The 22,272-nt window shown below is 38.3% G+C and carries 14 protein-coding genes; 2 read left to right on the forward strand and 12 right to left on the reverse strand.

Annotation, left to right across the window (positions count from 1 at the left end; genetic code table 11):
* Positions 1-510 precede the first annotated feature (510 nt).
* The 12 genes from ACIQXP_RS08830 to ACIQXP_RS08885 all read right to left on the reverse strand — a co-directional run bounded on the left by ACIQXP_RS08830 (position 511) and on the right by ACIQXP_RS08885 (position 18,200).
* Complete coding sequence (locus ACIQXP_RS08830; protein ID WP_387505252.1) at positions 511-3,183, reverse strand: glycoside hydrolase family 3 N-terminal domain-containing protein; 2,673 nt, start codon at positions 3,181-3,183, stop codon at positions 511-513.
* Positions 3,184-3,185: 2 nt separating this feature from the next.
* Positions 3,186-4,610, reverse strand: a complete 1,425-nt coding sequence (locus ACIQXP_RS08835; RefSeq protein ID WP_293744217.1) for an alpha-L-fucosidase — start codon at positions 4,608-4,610, stop codon at positions 3,186-3,188.
* 199 nt (positions 4,611-4,809) lie between these two features.
* Positions 4,810-5,997 carry an ROK family protein gene (locus ACIQXP_RS08840; protein WP_387505253.1) on the reverse strand — a complete coding sequence of 396 codons (1,188 nt, stop codon included), beginning with the start codon at positions 5,995-5,997 and terminating at the stop codon, positions 4,810-4,812.
* A gap of 204 nt (positions 5,998-6,201) precedes the next feature.
* Positions 6,202-7,521, reverse strand: coding sequence for a cytochrome c (locus ACIQXP_RS08845; protein ID WP_387505254.1), 1,320 nt, complete (start codon positions 7,519-7,521; stop codon positions 6,202-6,204).
* Position 7,522: 1 nt separating this feature from the next.
* The gene (locus tag ACIQXP_RS08850) at positions 7,523-8,101 is read right to left on the reverse strand and encodes a redoxin domain-containing protein (RefSeq protein WP_293744211.1); all 579 of its coding nucleotides are present in this window, start codon (positions 8,099-8,101) and stop codon (positions 7,523-7,525) included.
* A gap of 56 nt (positions 8,102-8,157) precedes the next feature.
* Positions 8,158-9,876, reverse strand: a complete 1,719-nt coding sequence (locus tag ACIQXP_RS08855; protein WP_387505255.1) for a SusD/RagB family nutrient-binding outer membrane lipoprotein — start codon at positions 9,874-9,876, stop codon at positions 8,158-8,160.
* A gap of 25 nt (positions 9,877-9,901) precedes the next feature.
* Positions 9,902-13,216: a SusC/RagA family TonB-linked outer membrane protein gene (locus ACIQXP_RS08860; RefSeq protein ID WP_387505256.1), complete on the reverse strand. Its 3,315-nt coding sequence runs from the start codon at positions 13,214-13,216 to the stop codon at positions 9,902-9,904.
* Between the two features lie 374 nt (positions 13,217-13,590).
* Positions 13,591-14,784: a signal peptidase I gene (gene lepB / locus ACIQXP_RS08865; RefSeq protein ID WP_387505257.1), complete on the reverse strand. Its 1,194-nt coding sequence runs from the start codon at positions 14,782-14,784 to the stop codon at positions 13,591-13,593.
* A gap of 132 nt (positions 14,785-14,916) precedes the next feature.
* On the reverse strand, positions 14,917-15,651 hold the full coding sequence (dapB, locus tag ACIQXP_RS08870) for a 4-hydroxy-tetrahydrodipicolinate reductase (protein ID WP_387505258.1): 735 nt from the start codon (positions 15,649-15,651) through the stop codon (positions 14,917-14,919).
* 116 nt (positions 15,652-15,767) lie between these two features.
* A complete protein-coding gene (locus tag ACIQXP_RS08875; protein WP_387505259.1) occupies positions 15,768-16,481 on the reverse strand; it encodes a DUF5683 domain-containing protein in 714 nt (237 codons plus the stop codon).
* The gene (locus ACIQXP_RS08880) at positions 16,481-17,389 is read right to left on the reverse strand and encodes a ParB/RepB/Spo0J family partition protein (protein WP_387505260.1); all 909 of its coding nucleotides are present in this window, start codon (positions 17,387-17,389) and stop codon (positions 16,481-16,483) included. The genes ACIQXP_RS08875 and ACIQXP_RS08880 overlap by 1 nt, the downstream gene beginning before the upstream one ends.
* A 7-nt stretch (positions 17,390-17,396) precedes the next feature.
* A complete protein-coding gene (locus ACIQXP_RS08885) occupies positions 17,397-18,200 on the reverse strand; it encodes a ParA family protein (protein ID WP_090984756.1) in 804 nt (267 codons plus the stop codon).
* Between the two features lie 181 nt (positions 18,201-18,381).
* Here ACIQXP_RS08885 and ACIQXP_RS08890 point away from each other — a divergent pair, with 181 nt between their 5' ends.
* Both ACIQXP_RS08890 and ACIQXP_RS08895 read left to right on the forward strand, forming a co-directional pair.
* Positions 18,382-18,903, forward strand: coding sequence for an NADPH-dependent FMN reductase (locus ACIQXP_RS08890; protein WP_387505261.1), 522 nt, complete (start codon positions 18,382-18,384; stop codon positions 18,901-18,903).
* 1,063 nt (positions 18,904-19,966) lie between these two features.
* Positions 19,967-21,718, forward strand: coding sequence for an ATP-binding protein (locus ACIQXP_RS08895; RefSeq protein ID WP_293744196.1), 1,752 nt, complete (start codon positions 19,967-19,969; stop codon positions 21,716-21,718).
* The last annotated feature ends 554 nt before the right edge of the window (positions 21,719-22,272 follow it).

The following is a 22,272-nucleotide window of genomic DNA, read 5'->3' on the forward strand; positions in this document are numbered from 1 at the left end:
ATAGAAAGAATTTATCAGTCCGGCCGTCATCCGACAGCTATAGGATCGGCGCAGGCGGGAACCAGAAAAGTGCTCAGCGAAGCTAATCTTAATCCATTCGTTTTAAGATTCCTAATCAAGTTGGGAATGACGATCTCTCCTAAAATAGGATCTGTAATTATTGAGTTCGAAAACTCAACCTTATTTAACATCCCTAGACACGCTACGCTTAACTCTACGGAAAGAAACGATTCCAACAAAAAAATCCGTCATCTCGACCGAAGCAACGCGGAGTGGAGAGATCTTTTGATTACATGATCTGTTCTTAGCGTCAGATGAAGTAATAGAGAAGAGTCTCCAACTTGGTTCATACTTATTAAGTTTTTATTCTTCCGTAGAGACGCTACGCACAGCAATAGGGATTTGACTACGCTCAACCTGACAAACTTGTTAATAAAAAAGCCGCAGATTTGACCAGAATCTGCGGCTTTTTTTATTGATATGGTTTATACCCAACCACCAGGGGCGTGGTTACGGCTTCACAATTAAGTTATCTTTCAAATAAAGTGCTTTGCTGGATGATCCGATCATGATTCTATATTCTCCAGGGGCTGTTTCCCAAACATTATTAATATTAAGTGTTTGAACTACTTCTTTATCCAGTTTAAATGAAATGAGTTTGGTTTCACCTACTTTTAAATGTACCCTCTGGAAACCCCTCAATGCAAGAACAGGCTGTGCCAATTTGCTGATCAGTGGCCTCATATACAGTTGTACCACTTCTTCACCATCGTAATGACCTGTATTCTTCAGCTCAAAACTTACGGTAGCAGTTTCATTTTTAGCCATACTTTTACGGTCGAACTTTAAATTTTGATAGGAAAAGCTGGTATAACTCAGTCCATATCCAAATGGGAAGAGCGGCTCGCCACTTAAGTTATTGTAATCATCGCCTCTACCGGTAGGCTTGTGATTGTAAACCAGGGGCAATTGCGATTCATCAACCGGGTAAGTAATGGGAAGTTTGCCTGACGGACTTACTTTGCCGAGCAATACCGCTGCAATGGCGCTGCCGCCAGCCTCGCCAGGATACCAAACATTTAAAACTGCGCTTACTTTATTTAACCAGGGCTGCATATTAATGGCACTTCCACCAGTTAGTACGACGATAACAGGTTTTCCTGTTTTTACGATTTCTTCCAACAATAATTCCTGGTTGCCGGGCAGATTGAGCATTGCCCGGTCTAAAAACTCGCCTTCTTTTATCCCGGCCACAAATACGATTACATCATTATTTTTTGCTGCAGCCACAGCATCTGCAGTTTCGTCCGATTTTTTGCTATGGTAATCCCAAATCAGTTTGATTTTACCATTGCCTTTAGGTTCAAAAAATTCGATTCGGATGGCATATTCTTTATTTTTTTCGAAATGAAAAGGAATTGTCTTCGTATTAAAGGACTTTTTATCCCAGTTGTCGATCAATAATTGATTATCAAGATATAACCGGTAACCATCATTACCTTCCAATCCGATATTAATATCTGCATTTTGTGGAACTTTAATTTTACCATTCCAACTTACCGAATAATCATCCAGCTGGAGCTGTTGATCAGGTGGGTATAATGTCCAACTGAAATTAACTACCTTATCATTAATTTCTTTAACTGCTTTTCCAGAGAGCAGAAGTCCTTTGTAATAAGTCCCTGTTAATCCTGTTTTCCCATTAGTGGAAAGAAACTGGCTATCAACTGGAAGATAAGCATGTAGTTCTCTGCTGCTGCCTTTTAAATAATTAACCTGAACATCATTAGATACTGCCCTTTTCAGGCCATCCAGTATATTGATCTTATGGTTTCCTGTGCCGCTGTAGCCACCCAATCTGGCTTCGATCGCATCCTCCCCAAGGAGCAGAATTCGCTTTGCACTTTTTAATGGGAGTGTGTTATCATCATTTTTTAAAAGCACGAAAGATTTTAAAGCGGCTTCTTCAGCTAACTGATGATTACTTTGATCGCTCAACATCTTTTCAGCAATGCTTTCATCTACGTAAGGCTGTTCAAAAAGCCCCAGTTCAAATTTAGCCTTCAACACTCGTGTTAAGGCATCATCTATTCTTGACCGGGGGATGCTACCATCTAAAAACGCGGGCATGAAAAGCTTGTAATGGTTATAATCCACCTGAAAGATTACATCAAGCCCGGCATTAATAGATTGTGCCGTGGCATCTTTATAATCCTTAGCGGTAAAATGCAATACATTGGCGCCTCCAACAGCACCTGCATCGGAAATAACGAACCCTTTAAAGCCCCATTCTGTTTTTAGCTTAGTGGTGAGCAGCCATTTACTGGAAGTTGCAGGCGTACCAAAAACACTGTTGTAGGAGGTCATTAATGAACGGATGCCTACATTTTTAACGCCGTCTTTAAATGCCGGGAAGTGGATTTCTTCCAGAAAATGTTTGTCCATTTCTATAGGATAGCTATCTCTGCCACCATCTCCTACATTGGCAATAAAATGCTTTGGCGTCACTATAATATTTTGTTTTTCTATGGCGTTCATAAAAGCATGACCAAGAGCGGTGGTTAGATAAGGGTCTTCTCCATAGGTTTCTTCAACCCTGCCCCACCTTACATCTGTAGCCATATTAATTACCGGTGCCAAAAGATCTCTTAAACCACGTGCCCTGGCTTCACTACCAATGGCTGTACCGATCCGGCCAACCAAACTAGTATCAAAAGTTGCAGCCAAACCAATTGATTGGGGAAAAGCAGTAGCGCCCTGTCTGACCAAACCATGTAAAGCCTCATCAAATGGAATAATCGGGATGCCCAAACGGGTTTCCTCCACAAAATATTTTTGTATCTTATTAATCTTTTTAGCCAGGGATAGCCCGTCTTCAGCGGTATTGTAAGTTAACATCTGTTGCGCATTGCCGGTTCCTTGCGCAGCCGCACTTACCTGCAAACCAAAAATACCATGCCTAAATTTATCTTTATTCTGTTCGGTTACATCGCCAGGAATCATGAACAACTGCCAAAATTTTTCTTCAGGAGTCATTCTCGAAATCAGGTCTTTCACCCTTAAATCGATACTTAATTTGGGGTTTTTATAGGGTAAAGATTGACTTTTTTTAACCTGGGCAAAAAGGTTGCTCCATAAAAACAATGCAGGCAATAAGCATAGGTATTTTCTCTGTTTGGGCATTATTAATTGGTTTCGGGTATAAAAGAGAAAGTCAACGCAATTTTCTCGTCGGTTTTTGGAAGATCAAAATGTACTTTGCCGTCTGTCAATTTCCATTTCACTTTTTGCTTATTGCTTAATAGCGTAATAGAAGTTCCTTTTTTAGGAATGCTCCCCTTCCAGAAAATTTCTTTCGGCGCATTACCGTCTAATAACGTAATACCATAAACGGTTTTGCCATCTTTACTTTGGGTAAACCAGTTTTGCCCGTCATGGTAGTTTTTGGTAATTCTTGTGTCGTATATGGCTGCGCCATTTTTGCTCGTCCACTTACCAATTTCTTCCAACTTCATCAACACCTCATTGGGCAGGGTTCCCTCTGCTTTAGGTCCAACGCCCAAAAGTAAACTTCCGCCTTTAGCCACTATTTCTACCAGTTTATGAACTACTTCTTTTGCCGATTTATACTGATCGTTAGGTACAAAACCCCAGGCACCGCCTAAGGTCATACAGCTCTCCCAGGGATAATCCAATTGTTTTTCAGGGATTTTCTGCTCAGGGGTTTGATAGTTTTCGTATTGCCCGTGTACGGTTCGATCTACCATAATTAAACCAGGCTGCGCTTTTCTGGCCATGGCGGCAATTTTAGGCATATCAATATCCTGGCTCCACTCCGGAATAGGCGCACCCCATGAAAGTACCTCTTCATTTACGCTGGACCGAGGGCGAACCCAACCGCCATCTAACCATAAAATATCAATACTGCCATAATTATTCATTAACTCATTGATCTGGTTCTGCGTATAGCTTTTAAACATGTACCAACGCCAAGGATTTTTTCTGATGTCGTAATTGTTATTTCTATTTGCTGTAGCGTATTTATCCCACCAATAATATTGAGAATGCCAGTCGGGCTTTGAAAAATAAGCACCAATCATGAAATCCTGCTTACGGAAAGCATCGAACACATATTTGGCAACATCTTTTTTAGGATTATTGGCAAACGGGCCTTTTGCAATGCTGTAATCGCTTTCTTTGGTATCAAACATGGCGAAGCCATCGTGATGTTTGGTGGTAAACACCAGGTATTTCATCCCGGCATCTTTACCTGCCTTTGCCCATTGCTCCGGGTTAAATTCCGTTGGGTTAAATTTTTCACTTAACCCCCAATACCATTTCTTGTAATCATCGTACTTGATCGTACTATCTCTTTCAATCCAATCTTCCGAACAGATTGACCAGGATTCGATAATTCCAGGAACAGCATATAGGCCCCAATGAATGATCATGCCAAACTTTTGGTCTTGCCAGTGTTCTAATTTCTTTTTTACCGTTTCTTCTTTTGGCCATTCGTAAATCTCAGATTGAGGCATGATATCGTTTTGCTGAGCGGAAGCAATAGATGCAAAAAGCACCAAAGAGAAAATAAGACAAATTTTTAGTTTCATTTTTAGGTAGTTAAAATCCAACTAAGTGGGCTGAATTATCTGTGATCAAATATTTGCGAAACTTAGCATTGAAAAAAATTTGTTTTGATTAAACTAATCTTTTTTAAGTACGACTAATGATTTAAAGGTTTATATATTATCGGCTTTCGAATTATCTTGACATGTGAATGATCAAAAATTATTTTATTTCCTTGTTTGGTCATTCAAATAAGCTGTTCTCAACCATCAAACTAGCTGCAGCCAATAATTCAGCCTCAGCACTTAGGCTAGAGCATTTAATTTCTGTTTGTTCCGCTACCCGTGGTATGCAGAACTCGTTAATAGCTTGCTGTATTGGTGGTAGAAGCATTTTACCCGCCTTTGCACCACGCCCACTTAATACAATCCGTTCAGGATTCATAATATGAATCAAAGTAGCTAATCCTTTACCAATCTGAAATGCAGCATCAGCCAATATCGATATCGCTACTGGGTCTCGTTTTATAACTGCATTTAAGAAATGATCTAAGTGGCTTTTGCTTTTATCAGTAAAAAGAACTTTTAAACTCGTTTCCTCACCGTTTTGCACTGCGGCTTCTGCCTTTTGAACCATCACTAAAAGAGATGTCTCCACTTCAAGACAACCCCGCTTGCCACAAGAACACAGTGCATTCGAGTTAGATAAAGGGATATGGCTAAATTCACCAGCGTAGCCACTACTGCCGCGGTATAATTTACCATTAATGATCATCCCTAAACCTGTACCCCATCCTATATTTACCACGAGTACATCTTTTAAATTTCTGGCTTCACCAAAATTCAATTCAGCTAAGGCAATTAAACTCGAATCGTTATCTATGTAAACTGGTAAATTTAATTTTTCAGCAAGATAGTCCTGCAGGCTAATGTTATTATCAACATGCATAAAAGAATAATTCATTCCTTTCTCCGCATTTACGAACCCGGGCATGCCTATACCTATTCCCAATAAATTTTCTTTGTCGATTGTTGATTTTTCAATGCAACGATCAATGAATTCCATTAAAGTGTCAGCACTTTTATCTTCTGTCATATCTAAATCAATCACCTGCGTTGGTAAAACCTGTTGATTATACAAATCGTAAATCGTTAACCGACTAGTTAATTGATCCATTGCCACGGCAACGATATACCTCTTATATTCTGGGTTTAATAAAAAAATCAACGGGCGCCGCCCTCCGGTAGAAGGTGCCAATCCCTGCTCTATGATCAAACCTTCTTCTATTAACGCATTTACAGTAGAAGTAATTAAAGGCAAGCTCTTTTTTGTATGTTTACTTAAATCTGTAAGTGACGATTTTTTTTTATAATAAAGAAGTTTAATGATGTCGGCTCGTAATCGTTGTGCTTTCTCGGTGGTTGCTGACATTTTCATTTGGTTTGGATAAATTTTTAAAGTAACGAAAAGAAAATTAAAAAGACAGATTGAATATTCTGGCGAAATAATAACTTAATTTTTTTTAAATTGCCTGCTTTGACAAGCAGCTTATATGGATGATTTTAGCTCAATGGTTCATCCCTTCCAGTAATTTTAGATGTGTTTATTCTAAACTCATTTAACTATTTTTTCCAATCATTCAAAAATATCAAGGTTTTTATTTTCATCGCCTTCTTCATATTTTAAGAACACGAATAACATCGTTAGCATCTCATCTGTCGATTTCATATCATTCGCAGAAAATACCATTTTAGGAGGATTATTTGGGTTATTTGGATTATTTTTAGTATTATCATAAACACCCTCTATAGTAAGCACTGAACCTTTAGGAACTTTAATCAACTTATTAAAGCGATAGATTTCTTGCCATCTAAAATCCCAATCAGGTATAGATATTAACTTGATCGTATCACCTGTCGAAGTTACGGCATATGATTTAAAACTTTTTCCAAGTAAATGCATATGAGGCCATATGTACAAAAGCGATTGATCCTGAGGAGTTAAAATTTTCAGGTTAAATTTCTTTACAGAATCTGCCTGAATCATAAAGTACGGATCTATTGAGCTCTCGCCAACTCCACCTGAACCTAAACTGACCACATTGACGACCCTTTTGATTGGCGTATCTTTAAAGAAAAGATTAATACCCGATATGTCGTTTTCATCTTTTCCAAGTGGCGCATAATGGATAGTAAGTAATATAACACCTCTTTTTGGCATAATCCAACCCAAATCAGCAGGGTAAGATTCGTAGGATGTTCCAGGGATCCATCCTCCATAATAGGTCATTTCTTTTTTAAATGGCAAATATTGATCATAATTAACTCTGGAATCATCAGTTAAATTTACATAATCTGCAGCTTTCGTAATGTCGATATCGTTGGCCACCGGATGTATGGCAAAATTAGCGTGGTGAATGATTTTTTTGTTTGAAGAAATAAATTCCATCGCTTCAACATTTCTTGCTGTAGCCATATCGAAAGGGATTTTAAAAACAATGAAGCGTTCTTCATTGTCACCTTTGACTTCAAACGGTTTATTTACTTTTAAGATTAAATCGGGTTTTCTGGTGTATTGTGTACCTTCAATAAAAATATCAATTGCTGGCTTTTTTTGTTTATCTGTTCCTTCAATCGCTTTATTATTAATCCAACTGATAATCGTTTTCTTCTCCTCATCAGTTAAAGAACGGTCGTTAGCAAAAGCCCGGTAATGGTTATCAGGTTTCCATGGCGGCATAAAACCTGATGATACAACATCTTTAATAAAAGAAACTCTCTTTCTAACATCCGAATAAGTTAATAATGAAAATGGCCCAGCTTCACCTGGACGGTGGCAAGGAACACATTTTGTCCGAATTATAGGCGCAACATGTTCATAGTAGGTAATTTTTTGTCCGAAAGTATCAATGAAGAAACAGCAAACTATTACCAGGCTGAAAAATTTATTTAACATTTTATAAATCATTGATAAGACACCCAATGGGTTTTGTTTGCATGAATATATAATTCAGATTACTGACATCTTTCATTGCATTTTCTAAATAATGTTCCGTAATAACTTTTCTCTTTACTCCTAATTTCGCTTGCCAGTTATCAATTAATCCTCTATACCGGATGTTTCCTTTATGATCTATTAAAATCGTCTCAGGAGTAACTTTTGCACCAAGGGTATTGGTCAATAATTTATTTCTGTCTAAATAAACATCAAACAAGATATCATATTCGTTAACAAAAATTCTAATCTCGTCAACTGTATAACTTTTACCGGGTATAATCCCGATAAGGTTCACTGACGGATATTGCTTAGCCAACGTATTTAATACTGAAATATAGTTTTTGCAAAGTGGGCATTCTGGTGATAAAAAAACAAAAGCAGTGTTTTTCTCTAGTTCTATTTTTTTCTTATTCTTAATACTCAAAGGTAAACTTACTTCTACCTGCTCCCAAAGCAGCTTTTTATGTAATATGCCCTGCCCAAATAAGTGGCTAGACGAAATAAAAAACACCACTAAAGCACTAATTATCAATCTCATAAACAAAAAGAACTCCTAATTTAAATTAGGAGTTCTGCTAATTTAAACAAAGTTTTCTATTTTTTATCCCACCATACTCTGCCTAAGATGTCACCAGGGCCCTGACCAAAATCAGGATCAGCCTGCATAACTTTATAAGCAGCAACAATGTTCTGATAGTTTAAATTTGTAACAGCAGGAAAGGCTAAACTTGCTCTTCTTGGGATTACCTGTTCTGTACCACTTGCAATAATTTTTTCAAGTTTTAAAACCGTCGTAGAATTTGGCATTCCAGTTCGTTTGTATAGCGCCCAAGCTTCGTTAGGCTGCTTAAAGAAATTTAGATAAGCCTGACCTATAATCTGGTCTAAAGCTCTTGTTGCATCAAATTTAACATCTGATTTAGCCATGTACGATGCGATTTCACTTGGAGTTGAAGCAACATAACTTAAAGCTCCGTTCCTATCAACTATCTGTGCCTTATTAGCAAGATCATCGTAGAAAGCAATGGAAGCACTTACACCCTTGTTATACCACTCTTCTGCAGATTCTGTTGTTACTGCCCTAGCCGCCAATTCAGCTCTCATAAAACAAACATCAGCATAAGTAATTAACGGGAATGCATTAATTCCTTTTCCGCCATTCTCTCCTGCCGCAAACAAACGAGGTTGAATTAACGAAAGTGAATCCATTGTCTGGTTAACTGTTTGACCAGTTGAATTGACTACAGAAATGGTAATGTTATTAAAGAAATTAGCAAATGATGGTGCAGCAGAAGCATCGGGGCTTGTAGGTACACCATAAAATCTTCTGGTATCAAAAGTAGCCGAAGCCGCTATTTTACGCTGGGCCTTTGCTGCGTCAAAATTCGCTTGTGTAAATGTGTTTTCCTGATAGAAAAATCTGATACGAGGATCGCCGTTAGTATACATGAAATCTACCACTTGTTTCGGTGCACGCAAACCAGCCGCTGACCAATCTCCACCATCGGCATATGTCGCATTAGCTTTAAATACCCAGCTCTCAGCGGCACTGTTGATCAAACCACCCGGTGCTGCCAAAATTTCAAGCACTTTGGCTTTCATCTTTGCAGGATCTCTCTTCATTAAACGCATGGCAATACGTAATCGTGTAGAATTGGCAACTTTTATCCAATTCGCAACATTGCCCTGATAAAACAAATCGTTTGTACCCAATGAGGCTTGTGCAGTTGACTGAGTTGCGCCTAATGTAGCTGCTGATTTTTTTAATTGAGCATCTAATAATTCGAATAAAGCTTCTTGCGTATCGTACTTTGGGGTTTCTGTACCTCCGTACCTTACCATAAAAGCATCCGTATATGGCAAACTTCCGCTTACATCCGAAACATAGAAAGCGTAATAAGCTTTAACGATATGTGCAATTTCTAGTTGGTAAATTCTCTTTGCCTGCTCTTCTGCTGGCATTTTCTTTACCAGCTCTTCCATATCAGTTAAATTACCACCTACTTTCGGATAGAAATTGTTGTACCTCACATTTCTGAAACTTGCAGCATCAGAGATGAAGGTTACACTGTTTCCATTCAAGGCTGTTAACATTTGCATCCATGGCATAATGGCTCTAAAATTATCATAGTAAGCTTCAAAACGGTCTGCATGCATATTGATAACTGAATTCATAAATTGCTGTTCAGGAGTTATTTTATCAATAATAGAGGGGTCTGTATTCAATTCTACAAACTGATCTTTCTTACATGATGATAGGGTAATTCCGAATAATGCCGTAAGCATTAGGATTATATTACTTGTCTTTTTCATTTTCAATATCTTTATCTGTTAATCATTATAGGGCTGCCCTTACAGAGAATGCAAAAGTGCGTATATATGGCATACCACCATATTCAGCAAATGCACCTGCACTATTATTAAATAAACCTTCTGGATTTAAGTGATCAGGCAAACTATTATAGATATAGAATAAATTTCTAGCTGTTACACCTACATTCACCTGTTTGAAATTAATTTTATCAGTAAATTTCTTAGGCAAATTATAACCTAATGAAACTTCTCTCAAAGCAACCCAACTGTTCTCGAATGTAGAATATTCTCTAATCCCTGTAGACCATTGAGTCAGCCTTGCATAATAAATACGTGCACTCACAGGCTGTACATATCCTTTATCGGCTGCCTCCTGGAAAGTCATCCCTCCAACGTTGATATTATTGATAATTGTACCTTTAGCGAAAACGCCATCAGGAATAATTCCATCATTAGCAATTACAGCACCTGTTGCATCTTTTCTTGGCAAACCACCAAATTCAGCAGAGCGGCCAAACAAAGTACTTTCAAAGGCTCCAAAATTTGTTCCATACTGATGCGTTCCAGAAGCCATCAAGCCGCCAACTTTAGCATCGATCTGAAAACCTAAATTGAAATTTTTAAATCTAATATTGTTTATTGAGCTTGCGTTAAATTTTTCCATCATGGAACCCAAAATCTTGTTTCCCTGTCCAGCATCACCACTTCTGAAATAACTTCCGTTAGCTTTTAACAATCTCTTACCATTATTCGGGCTATCAATATTATTTCCAGCTGCATCAGTAGCCTGGTATGATGCATAACCATAGCTGGTATAAATACTGCCATATTCTTGCCCGGCGATGGCAACTGATGTCATATCAGCACCGAATGCATAACCTAGAGTATAAGAATCTACGCCTGGCGCCAGCTCAATAATTTTGTTTTTATTCCTTGCAAAATTAATCGAACTCGTCCATTCCAGATTTTTAGTTTTAATTGGCGTACCTGTTAATAAGATTTCAATACCTTGATTTTGGATGTTACCTGCATTAAACAGTTTTTTAGTAACGCCTGACTCAGAAGGAAGGGCCAAAGATAAAATCTGGTTTTTTGTATTTTTTTTATAATAAGAGAAATCGATACCTAAACGATCATTAAAGAATCGTAATTCTGTACCAAGCTCCAACTCTTTAGTTAATTCGTTTTTAAGGTCGTTATTTCCAAGCGTATATTCTGGATAACCATACCGAGGCATTTGTTTTCCATTTTCATCTGTATACGTACCTAAGAACTGATATTTACCAGCACTGGTAACGTAAGGATTAGTTCCTAAACCTGTATATCCAAAATTGGCTCTTAATTTACCGTATGAAAGAAAATCAAAAGCCGGTTTGTTTTTTAAAGATTCAGAAAAAACATATGACAACCCAACAGCGGGATAAGTATATGAATAATCGCCATGACCATCAGGATAAGTCAAGGTTGAAGACCAATCGTTTCTTACGCTGAAGTTTAAGGTTAACATATTTTTATATGTTAGATCACCAAAGCCATAAACAGCATCAGTTCTTTGACTACCATCTAAACGCGTATCAGTTACGGCAGCATTTACCGAGTTGCCCATAAAGAATTTACCTGGGTCTTTTAATCCGCCATCTGTCCTTGTACGGGTGTAGTTATTACCGAAGTCCTTGGTTGTTTCAGCTCCTAAACTCATATTTAAATCGAAATCATCGCTCAATTTTTTATTGCCATTCAATAAAAACTGCAACCTGCTACTTTTCTGGTTTGATTGGCTTAAAGCATACTCTCCACCCGCAAAACCAACGCCGCTACCGATGTTTTTGGTTTCTCCTGTAATATTGATTTGATTCAATGTCCCTCTTACAAGTGCATTTAACCAAGGCGTGATGTTTGCTTTCACATCAATGTTTCCTCTAAAATTATTCTCACGCTGTCTAACATCATTTTCGTAGATAGAAAACCAAAGGGGTGAAAGGCCGTATGGATCATTATTTCCGGTTAATACACCACCATTTACCGGATCAATGTATTTATTTTTCCAATAATTTGTATCGTAACTCCTTGGATTTCCATACACAAGTGCAAATAGTGGATTGTTGTTATTTGACTGATTAATCGGATTGAAACTATTGCTAATGGTATAGTTTACCCCAGCATTAATTTCAAATATTTTACCAAATTTCTGCGAGCCCCGGAAATCCAAGGCGTCACGATCAAATTTGTTGTTAGGCAAAATACCGGTACTGTATAATTTTGAATAGGAAAGTCTGAATGTTCCAGTTTCGTTACCACCTTGAAATGCCAAATTTGAGTTGCTGTAGTTACCTAACTTATATGCATCCAACAAATTATTTGGCTGCGCATTCCAGCTAATCATTCTACCATCAATATCTTTAACCTGACTTCCATCAAAACGTGGACCAAAGCTCCAGAAATAGTTCGCAGCATCAACTATCGGCGTGCCTGAAGCATCTTTAGCGAAAGTTGGATTGATACCTGCACCAAATTCATTCTGCAAATCCATTGTCTTATAAGCTTCTTCTATTGTTTGGGTATGTGAAAATGAAATCCCTAAGCCTTGTCCTCCTTTACCTTTTTTCGAAGTAATTAAAAGAACACCATTTTGAGCGCGGGAACCATATAATGAGCTTGCGGCTGCACCTTTTAAAACCGTAATACTTTCGTAATCATCTGCGTTAAGATTTTTCATGATATTACCGAAATCCTGCGGGCTATTTCCATAAGAGTCAGCTCCACTTACACCAGGCTGAATAAGTACACCATCAATAACTACTAAAGGTTGTGTATTTGGACTTAACGACGAATTACCTCTAATCCTGATTCTTGATGAAGATTGAGGTCCGCCAGAACCTTGATTAATCATCACCCCGGCAACTTTACCTTGTAATGCATTAACAATATTTTGTTCATTAGCGCGCACCAAATCTTCACCTTTTACCTCCTGAATAGAGTAACTTAGCTTTCTTGTTTGTTGTTTTACACCGAATCCTGTAGTTACAGTAACTTCATCCAGCGATTTCGAATCATCTTTAAGTGTGATAGTGAAATTTTTCGTACTTCCCACAGTTACTTCCTGACGTAGAAACCCTACCGCCGAAAAAACAATTATATCCGTACTAGAAGCACTGATGCTAAATTTCCCATTTGCATCTGTTTGGGTTGATTTTTGTGTACCTTTTACAGAAACATTCGCTCCTGGAAAAGGCCCAGATGTATCTTTTACTGTTCCGGTAATTATAGTTTGTGCTTGAGCTGCAATTGTAAAGAATACGAGTAAGAGCAGACTCAAAAATTTAAAGTACATTTTCTTCATGTCCTATTTGTTAGTTTTTTAAATTATGTGATTAGTTGGTTGAATTTTAGTTTGATTTGTTTTATGCCATAATTTTTAAGTTTAAGTTTTTTATTGTTTAAGTTAACTGCTGCAGCATAACTCGCTGGCAGATTATATTTGAGAAATATGCTTGCTTAAAATAATTGATTGGAGTGGCAAGTCAAATCACTCTAACTGCCAATAAATCAAATCTATAATCACTTTAGTTCATTTGGTTAACAACAAACTTATAAAAAAAAATTACAAATAAGTAAAACTTTTTAATTTTTTTTAAAAGTTAATTATAAATGCTTTGTAAATGAAAAGGGCGAATAATCTTTGATTATCCGCCCTCTTTAAAGAATTATATTCTATTAATGGATTCCCATGAATAGTCTGCTCCACCTTATTTTATGTAAAAAAGATGCGGTGCTGTCCCAGCTCATCCAAACAAATAAAGCCTTACCCACAATATGATCTTCAGGCACAAATCCCCAGTAACGCGAATCTGCTGAATTATGGCGGTTATCGCCCATCATCCAGTAGTAGTCCATTTTAAAAGTATAAGTTGTGGCTACCTGATCATTTATATACCAAACCCCGGCCTTTTGTTCCACTTTGTTTCCTTCGTAAGTTCTGATTGCCCTGTAATACAATGGCATGGTATTGCTATCTATTTTAACAGTCCAACCCTTTGAAGGGATTTTAATCGGTCCGAAGTTATCCCTGTTCCATACCCTGTTTGGATCGTTTGGAAAAACGCCGCCAGGAACGGCTCCGGCAGGGTCAGGACTCAATGTCACTGATTTTACAAAGTCAAAAGTTTTTAGCTTTTCAGCAATTTCGGGTGTAGCATCTACGATGTAGGTATTCGCAGCTACTGCAGGTACACTTCCCAGGTTTAAATTAAACTCATCAAGGGCTGCGTAATTAAAGTCCATGGTTTTAAACTCAATGCGATACGGCATCATACCCGTATTTTTTAAAGGTTCATCTTTACCATTTACGTTAGCAATGCCATTGCGCATCGAAATGACATCGCCCGGAATACCAATACATCTCTTAATAAAATTCTCGCGTTTATCTACCGGACGATCTACAATGCTATAAGTACTCCTCACCTGTTCCCGGCCCATGCTTCGTACTAAAGCATAATAACTTTCTGCCTGGTTTTCTACAGCAACAGTATCTCCTTCGGGGAAGTTGAACACCACTACGTCGTTTCTTTTAATTTTAGACAAACCTGGTAAACGGTGATATTTCCACTGAACGCCATCCCAATAAGCTTTGGTAGATGTGGTTAAAGGCATTGTATGGTGAGCGAAAGGAAAAGCAACAGGAGTCATCGGGATACGTGCACCGTAATTAACTTTACTTACAAAAAGGAAATCGCCAATCAGTAAGGATCGTTCCATCGAACCGGATGGAATGGTATAGGCTTCGATAAAAAACACACGGATGATGGTTGCTGCCACAACAGCAAATACAATTGCATCAACCCATTCGCGGGTTTTCGTTTTTTTCTTCTTTGGGGCATCTTTTTTTCGTTGCCAGAATTTATAATTCATATGTCTTATTTTTGGTTTAGCGATTTATAAAATCGGCCACCGGTTATCTGTAATCCTTTAGTGTGATTTCACCGATTGAGTGATTTCACAGATTATATTGTGCTTTGGCCTTTCAGCTTTAGGCTTTAGACTTTATTGAAACATATCAGTAATACTGAAAAATCCTTTTTTATCTTTCAACCACTCTGCCGCTACTACCGCTCCTAAAGCAAAACCGGCTCTGTTATGGGCGGTATGCTTGATTTCTATTTCATCCACTTCGCTACTGTAAATTACAGTATGTGTACCAGGAATATTTTCTATTCGGTGCGATTCTATCAGCAATTGTTCGGCTTTCGGAAATAATTCAACATCAGTTCCTATCACTTCGTTTAACCACTCCTGTTTCCTATCCAGGTTATCTACGATTCCTTCTGCCAGGGTAATGGCTGTGCCACTTGGTGCATCAAGCTTTTGTGTATGGTGAATTTCTTCTACCTGCACATCATAAGCGGGATAATTATTCATCAGCCTGGCCAAAGTTTGATTAAGCTTAAAAAACAAATTTACGCCAATACTAAAGTTAGACCCATAAAGCAAAGTATTGTTACTTTTATCGCAATCATCTTTTACTTCCTGCAATTTCCCATACCAACCCGTTGTTCCTACAACCACGGGTACATTTGCGTCAAAGCAAGCGTCAATATTTTTTAAAACCGAATCAGGCGTGCTGAAGTCGATAGCCACATCAGCTGTTTTCAAATTTTGTCTGGTTAAATCTTCCTGATTATCAATCGTTATTTTGAGAACAATTTCATGGCCACGTTCTACTGCAAATTTTTCGATAATCTGCCCCATTTTGCCATATCCTAAAAGCGCAATTTTCATTTCGTTATGTTTGTTTTTTCAGTTATTATTTTAGTAGGCAACCCTAACCGTCCAGGTCGCAATTATCGCGATCTTAATATTTGTCCTTTTATTGCTATCCATGATCGTTTACGGCATTAGAACGTCAGAGATAATTTTAGCGCAGGCGTCAAATTGAAACCATACATAGAATCGGCACCCATTACAGCTGGCATTACCCTGAAAGAAAGGTTGTCATCAATATTAAAGAAATGCAGACGGGCTGCCACATAGGCATCGATGATATTGGCAGCGTAAAGTAACCCATAAGAAAAATACACAATCTGCGAGTTCCGCTTGTATAAACTTTTCCCATCCAGAATACCTTGATTGCTGTATTGTGTCAAATCTAATTTTTTGCCAGGATTATCCTCACGGTATTGTGCCTCTGCCAAAAAACGTTTATAATTTTTCCGGCTGTCCATTAGCGATAAAGTAAGTGCAGTGGCACCGCCGTAAATAGCAGCGATTTTACCACCTGTGTAAAGCTTTTGAAAAAACTGGCTTTTTCCGGCCCTGGTACCGTAACCATCATTAAGCAATTGAATATTATACAATTGCCCCCAGCCAGGTATAATCATCGATCTGAAAACAGCTTTCCTACCGGCAACTTTACCTGGGTTAACATACCTGGCTTTCATCGAATCCTTTCTGGTTATCGGTTTTTTAGCCACGGTATCTAAAGATTTGGATAATTTGATCTTTGAGGTATCAGCGGGTTTTAGCAAAGTATCCTTGACCTGCGCAGCGGCAAAGTTCACCAGAAAAAATGCAAATGTAGCAACCAGTATAAAAAGCTTAGTCTTTTGCATTACCAGTCTAATAATTCCAGAATCCGGTTTAAGTCTTCATCGCTCATAAATGGAATTTCTATTGCGCCCTTACCGTTCTGACTTACTTTTAACTTTACACGGGTAGCGAATTTAGATGCCAGATCATCCTGTAATTTCTGATATTGAAAAGAAACCGCATTTTCCTTTGGCTTTTCGCTGGCTTTTAAAGGGATATGCTGCAAATTACGCACGAGTTCTTCCACTTTACGTACGGATAAGCCTTTTTCTAAAATTTCCTGGTGGATGAACAATTGTTTGTCTACCCCGTCAACATTAATCAATGCTCTTGCATGCCCCATGCTAATTCGCTGATCGCGGATGGACGCCTGAATTGCAGGCGGAAGTTTTAACAACCGCAGGTAATTGGTAACCGTGGTACGGTTTTTACCCACCCGTTCGCCTAATTGCTCTTGTTTTAAACCCACTTCATCAATCATCCTCTGAAAACTTAGTGCAACTTCAATGGCATTTAAATTTTCGCGCTGAATATTTTCGATCAGGGCCATTTCCAACATCTGCTGGTCATTGGCACTGCGGATGTAGGCAGGAATCTGTGTTAAACCAGCCAGTTTCGAAGCCCTGAACCTGCGTTCGCCTGAAATAAGCTGGTATTTATTAGCCGACAGTTTTCTAACCGTAATGGGCTGTATCAAACCCTGTACCTTTATCGAATCGGCAAGTTCATTTAAAGCTACCTGATCAAATTCGGTACGGGGCTGGTACGGATTGGTTTCAACTTCAGTTAAACTTACGTGACTGATATTGCCAATCTGCTCGGTTTCGCTCACCGCATTTACCTGTTGTTTAGGCGGATGGGTAGATTCGCTATCATCTAAAAGCGCACTTAACCCTCTTCCTAAACCTGTTTTTCGCTGAAAAGATGTCATCTATAATTTATAAAGTTGCTGTTCCAATGTTTTCTTCTTCCTTTAAAAGGCCGTTTTTCTTTACAATCTCACGGGCCAGGTTCAGATAGTTGATGGCACCTTTGCAATTCGCATCGTGCATAATCACCGAAACACCATAACTTGGTGCCTCACTTAAACGGGTATTACGTTGAATGATGGTATCAAAAACCAATTCATTAAAATGCGTTTTTACCTCTTCGACTACCTGGTTTGATAAGCGCAAACGAACATCATACATGGTTAATAAAATACCTTCGATTTCCAGGTCAGGGTTTAAGCGGTTCTGAACAATTTTGATGGTATTTAACAATTTGCCTAAACCTTCCAGTGCAAAATACTCACACTGTACCGGAATAATAACCGAATCGGCAGCAGTTAACGCATTGATGGTAATTAAACCTAAAGATGGCGAACAATCGATGATGATAAAATCATACTGATCTTTAACTTTCTCCAAAACCGCTTTCATTTTATACTCACGGTTGTTGAGGTTGATCATTTCGATTTCTGCACCCACCAGGTCGATGTGTGCCGGCAATAAATCTAAATTTGGGGTATCCGTTTTCTGGATGGCCTGAAGCGGATCAATATCGTTAATGATACACTCATAAACACTATCTTTGATATTCCGTGGATCAAAACCGATACCTGAAGTTGAATTGGCCTGAGGATCAGCATCTACCAGTAAAGTTTTGTATTCCAGTACGGCTAAACTAGCAGCCAGGTTTATAGATGAAGTTGTTTTACCAACACCACCTTTTTGATTTGCTAATGCAATAATTTTGCTCATCTATGTATCAGAAATTTACTTAACGTTTATTTGGGCTGTGTTATTTATGCGTTTAAATTGGCAAAAAAGTTCTATTTTTGCGTTGTTTACGGCCTTTTTCACAATCAGCTAAGATACAAACTATATGGCAATTTTAGCAAGAAGCGTATTTGGGTTTTACACATCTTATTAACAATTATCCATGATCACGATTATAGCTGCAACCAACAGGCCCAATAGCAATACGCTAAAAGTTGCTAAATATTACCAAAAGCAATTAAAAGAAAAAGGAGTTGATATCAATCTGTTCAGTCTGGAACACCTGCCTGCAGATGTTTTGAACACGGATATGTATGGCAAACGATCGGAAGCTTTCCAGGAAATCCAGAACATGATCAACAGCACCGGAAAGTTTTTGTTCATTATGCCGGAGTATAATGGAAGCTACCCAGGCGTACTAAAAGTATTAATCGATGCCTGTAATTTCCCGGATAGTTTTTACGATAAAAAAGCAGCTCTGGTTGGCATTTCTTCCGGTAAATACGGCAATATCCGTGGTGTAGATCATTTTACAGGCGTTTGTCATTACATCCACCTCAACATTTTACCCTTAAGGTTGCATATTCCGAATATCAAAACCGAATTAGATGAAGCAGGCAACCTCCATCAGCCTGATACGGTAAAATTTACCAATGAGCAGATCGAGAAATTTATTAAGTTCTAGTGCCCTCTAAAAAATAATCTCATATTTTTCCAATTTGGAAAACAAAACCTGTATTCCATATCAAAGTTTGCCCCTGCTCTCCGCTTTACTTCGTTGCACTCCGTGTTCGCTGCAATCAGGTTTAGGCACACCAACCAGTGCTGGTAAACCCATGTAGATTTTAAAGGCATAGTAGATTATACGTTTCGAAACCCCAAATCGCCTTACCGTCCGTGCTACCTAAACACGATCCGATAACCATCGGATGAGCGGCATAGCCAGGAGCGCAGCGAGGACTATAAGCGGAACTACAGTAACCTAAGTGCTTAGAAAACTGCTTTCCTTTAAAGGACCCACATTTAAAGATTTTCTGGCTTTTGGAAAGCAAAACCTGTATACCATAGCCAAGTTTGCCCCTGCTCTTCGCTTTACTCCGTTGCTCTTCGTGTTCGCTGCGATCAGGTTTAGGCACACAGGACAATGCTGTAAACCCCTAAAATAATCCTAAATGCATAACTTCTGCACCCTGCAACCCTAAATTTTAGTATCGGCTGCGCCACCTAAACCCAATGGAAGCGGGCACGAGGTAAAGCGGACAGTGGGACTACAATAATTTAAACGCTTCCAAACCTGCTTTCCTAAAAACAACAAGCATTTATATACTTCTGTGTCTTTTGAAAAAATAATTCGATGTTTTCCGCTTTGGAAAACAATGTTTGCATCTGCTTTTCATTGCACTACGGTTTTATCTCGGATCAGGTTAGCTCTACAAAACAGAGATGTAAACTTTCAGCAGCAATAGTTCATATTGACAAAAACCCTTCCAAAATGAAAAGGTTTCTTCTGTTCATTAAAATTAAAAAACAACTTAAATAATTATAAAACAACAACTTAAACAAAAAATCATCCTACTGGCATTACTATTGGCTATGAGCTAAACGGCTGCAGATGATCTAACCTTTGTTATTTAATTTAGTCCATTAGTAAACAGATTTAATTATAAGCTACTTTTACCACGAAAAGAGAGGAATGCTTTGTAACCTTTGCAAAAAATTTTTCGCTCTTTGCGGTTAACTTAATCACCATGAAAATAAAAACCAAACTCCGCCTCGGATTCGGCTTTCTCTTTATTATCGTTTTATCGTTCGGATTGATTGCGCTCTTTTTCTTAAATGAGCTTTCCGATAAATCAAAGGTAATACTTAAAGACAATTACAAATCTTTGAAATACGTTGCTGCCATGCGCAATGTAATCGACCAACATGCTTTTCCCTTAAGCCCTACACAGCTGAATATATTTGCCGAAAATTTAAAAAATGAGGGTTTGAACATTACCGAACCCGGAGAAAAAGCAGCTTTCAGGAAATTAAAAGCAGCCTTTAATGCACTAAAAGACTCAAAATCAGTAACTATTAAAGAAAGTAATATTAAAAATTTGCGTGTTGCACTTCAAAATATAGAACAGGTTAACATGAAAGCCATTTATGATAAAAATGAACTGGCGAACGAAACTTCATCGCGCGCAAATCTTTATATTATGATCGCCGCAACGCTGAGTTTCATCATTCTTTTTACCTTCATTGTTAACTTCCCTGGCTTTGTGGCCAATCCGCTCGCCGAATTTAGCGCAGCGATTAAGCAGATCAGTCGTAAAAATTATAAACAGCGTTTGCATTTCGAAAACGGGGATGAGTTTACAGAACTTGCCCATTCCTTTAACAAAATGGTGCTTAAATTAAATGAATGGGAAAACAGTAATTTATCCAAAATCAAATCTGAAAAATCGCGGATTGAAGCCATTATTGCACAAATGCAGGATGCCATTATTGGTTTAAATGAGAAAGGCGAAGTACTCTTCCTAAACCATCTGGCTGCAAAGCTGATGAGTTTGGATGAGGATAAGGTTATCGGTCAAAATGTAGCCGAACTGATGCAAAAAAATGAGTTGCTTAAACGGATTATTAAACCTGAAACAAATGATAATACCTTGAAAATTTATGCTGACGATAAAGAATCCTATTTTCTGCTGGAAAACCGTGAAATCATTATCCCAAATTATGAAGAGCAAGATGACAGTACCTTGATTGCCTCATCTAAATCGGCTGGCAGCGTTTACACCTTAAAAAACATTACACAGTTCAAAGAGCTTGATGAAGCCAAAACAAATTTTATAGCTACTGTTTCGCATGAATTAAAAACGCCGCTTTCATCAATCAAAATGAGCTTAAAACTACTTAATGATGAGCGGGTGGGAATGATGAATGAAGAGCAGCACGAGTTGCTTCACCACATTAAAGAAGATAGCGACAGACTCCTAAAAATCACTAGTGAACTGCTGGATCTTTCGCAGGTAGAAACCGGCAATTTAAAACTCAATTTTGCCCTGACCAAACCTGAAGAAATTGTGAATTATGCCGTTGATGCAGTTAAATTCCAGGCAGAGCAGAAATCGATTCAATTGGTGCTTAACTGCGGCGAAAATTTACCAAATGTAAATGCCGATATCCAGAAAACGGCCTGGGTAATGGTCAACTTTTTATCTAATGCCTTGCGCTACAGTTCAGAAAAATCGAAAGTAATTATCGATGTTTTACAAAAAGGCAATTTTATCGAATTCGCTGTGCGCGATTTTGGAAAAGGCATTGATGAGAAATACCAACAACGATTATTCGACAGGTATTTCCAGGTGCCAACTGATGGCCAGAATAAATCGGGTTCCGGACTGGGCCTTGCTATTTCGAAAGATTTTATTGAAGCCGAAAACGGTAAAATATGGGTAATAAGTGCCATTGGCGAGGGCAGTACGTTTTGTTTTAGTTTGCCTGTTGCGGAATAACCTTTATTTCTTAACCGCAACGTGCGCAATGTTCTTTACCACAGAGGGCAAAGAGTTTCAAAGAGGTTCACAGAGAATCAGATGTTGACACGACCACAAAACTAACTCCGTGTACTCGGTGCCTTTCCTCTGTTTTCTCTGTGGTCAAACCTAAAATAAAAATTCTAAAGGCGCAAAGTTAGTTACCACATCATCCGATGATCTTATCTCAATTGCAACGTGCACAATGTTCTTTACCACAGAGGACAATGAGTTTTTCACAGAAGTTCACAGAGAATCAGATGTTGACACGACCACAAAACCAACTCCGTGTACTCGGTGCCTTTCCTCTGTTTTCTCTGTGGTCAAACCTAAAATAAAATTCTAAAGGCGAAAGGCGCAAAGTTAGTTACCACAGAGGATAATGAGTTTTTCACAGAGGTTCACAGAGAATCAGATGTTGACATGACCGCAAAACTAACTCCGTGTACTCGGTGCCTTTCCTCTGTTTTCTCTGTGGTCAAACCTAAAATAAAATTCTAAAGGCGAAAGGCGCAAAGTTAGTTACCACAGAG

It is taken from the genome of Pedobacter suwonensis, assembly GCF_044762335.1.
GTDB lineage: Bacteria > Bacteroidota > Bacteroidia > Sphingobacteriales > Sphingobacteriaceae > Pedobacter.

Coding starts and splice junctions, on each gene's coding strand:
- ACIQXP_RS08830 (WP_387505252.1), bottom strand. CDS start 3,183: ATGCCCAAACAGAGAAAATACCTATGCTTATTGCCTGCATTGTTTTTA.
- ACIQXP_RS08835 (WP_293744217.1), bottom strand. CDS start 4,610: ATGAAACTAAAAATTTGTCTTATTTTCTCTTTGGTGCTTTTTGCATCT.
- ACIQXP_RS08840 (WP_387505253.1), bottom strand. CDS start 5,997: ATGTCAGCAACCACCGAGAAAGCACAACGATTACGAGCCGACATCATT.
- ACIQXP_RS08845 (WP_387505254.1), bottom strand. CDS start 7,521: ATGTTAAATAAATTTTTCAGCCTGGTAATAGTTTGCTGTTTCTTCATT.
- ACIQXP_RS08850 (WP_293744211.1), bottom strand. CDS start 8,101: ATGAGATTGATAATTAGTGCTTTAGTGGTGTTTTTTATTTCGTCTAGC.
- ACIQXP_RS08855 (WP_387505255.1), bottom strand. CDS start 9,876: ATGAAAAAGACAAGTAATATAATCCTAATGCTTACGGCATTATTCGGA.
- ACIQXP_RS08860 (WP_387505256.1), bottom strand. CDS start 13,216: ATGAAGAAAATGTACTTTAAATTTTTGAGTCTGCTCTTACTCGTATTC.
- lepB (WP_387505257.1), bottom strand. CDS start 14,784: ATGAATTATAAATTCTGGCAACGAAAAAAAGATGCCCCAAAGAAGAAA.
- dapB (WP_387505258.1), bottom strand. CDS start 15,651: ATGAAAATTGCGCTTTTAGGATATGGCAAAATGGGGCAGATTATCGAA.
- ACIQXP_RS08875 (WP_387505259.1), bottom strand. CDS start 16,481: ATGCAAAAGACTAAGCTTTTTATACTGGTTGCTACATTTGCATTTTTT.
- ACIQXP_RS08880 (WP_387505260.1), bottom strand. CDS start 17,389: ATGACATCTTTTCAGCGAAAAACAGGTTTAGGAAGAGGGTTAAGTGCG.
- ACIQXP_RS08885 (WP_090984756.1), bottom strand. CDS start 18,200: ATGAGCAAAATTATTGCATTAGCAAATCAAAAAGGTGGTGTTGGTAAA.
- ACIQXP_RS08890 (WP_387505261.1), top strand. CDS start 18,382: ATGATCACGATTATAGCTGCAACCAACAGGCCCAATAGCAATACGCTA.
- ACIQXP_RS08895 (WP_293744196.1), top strand. CDS start 19,967: ATGAAAATAAAAACCAAACTCCGCCTCGGATTCGGCTTTCTCTTTATT.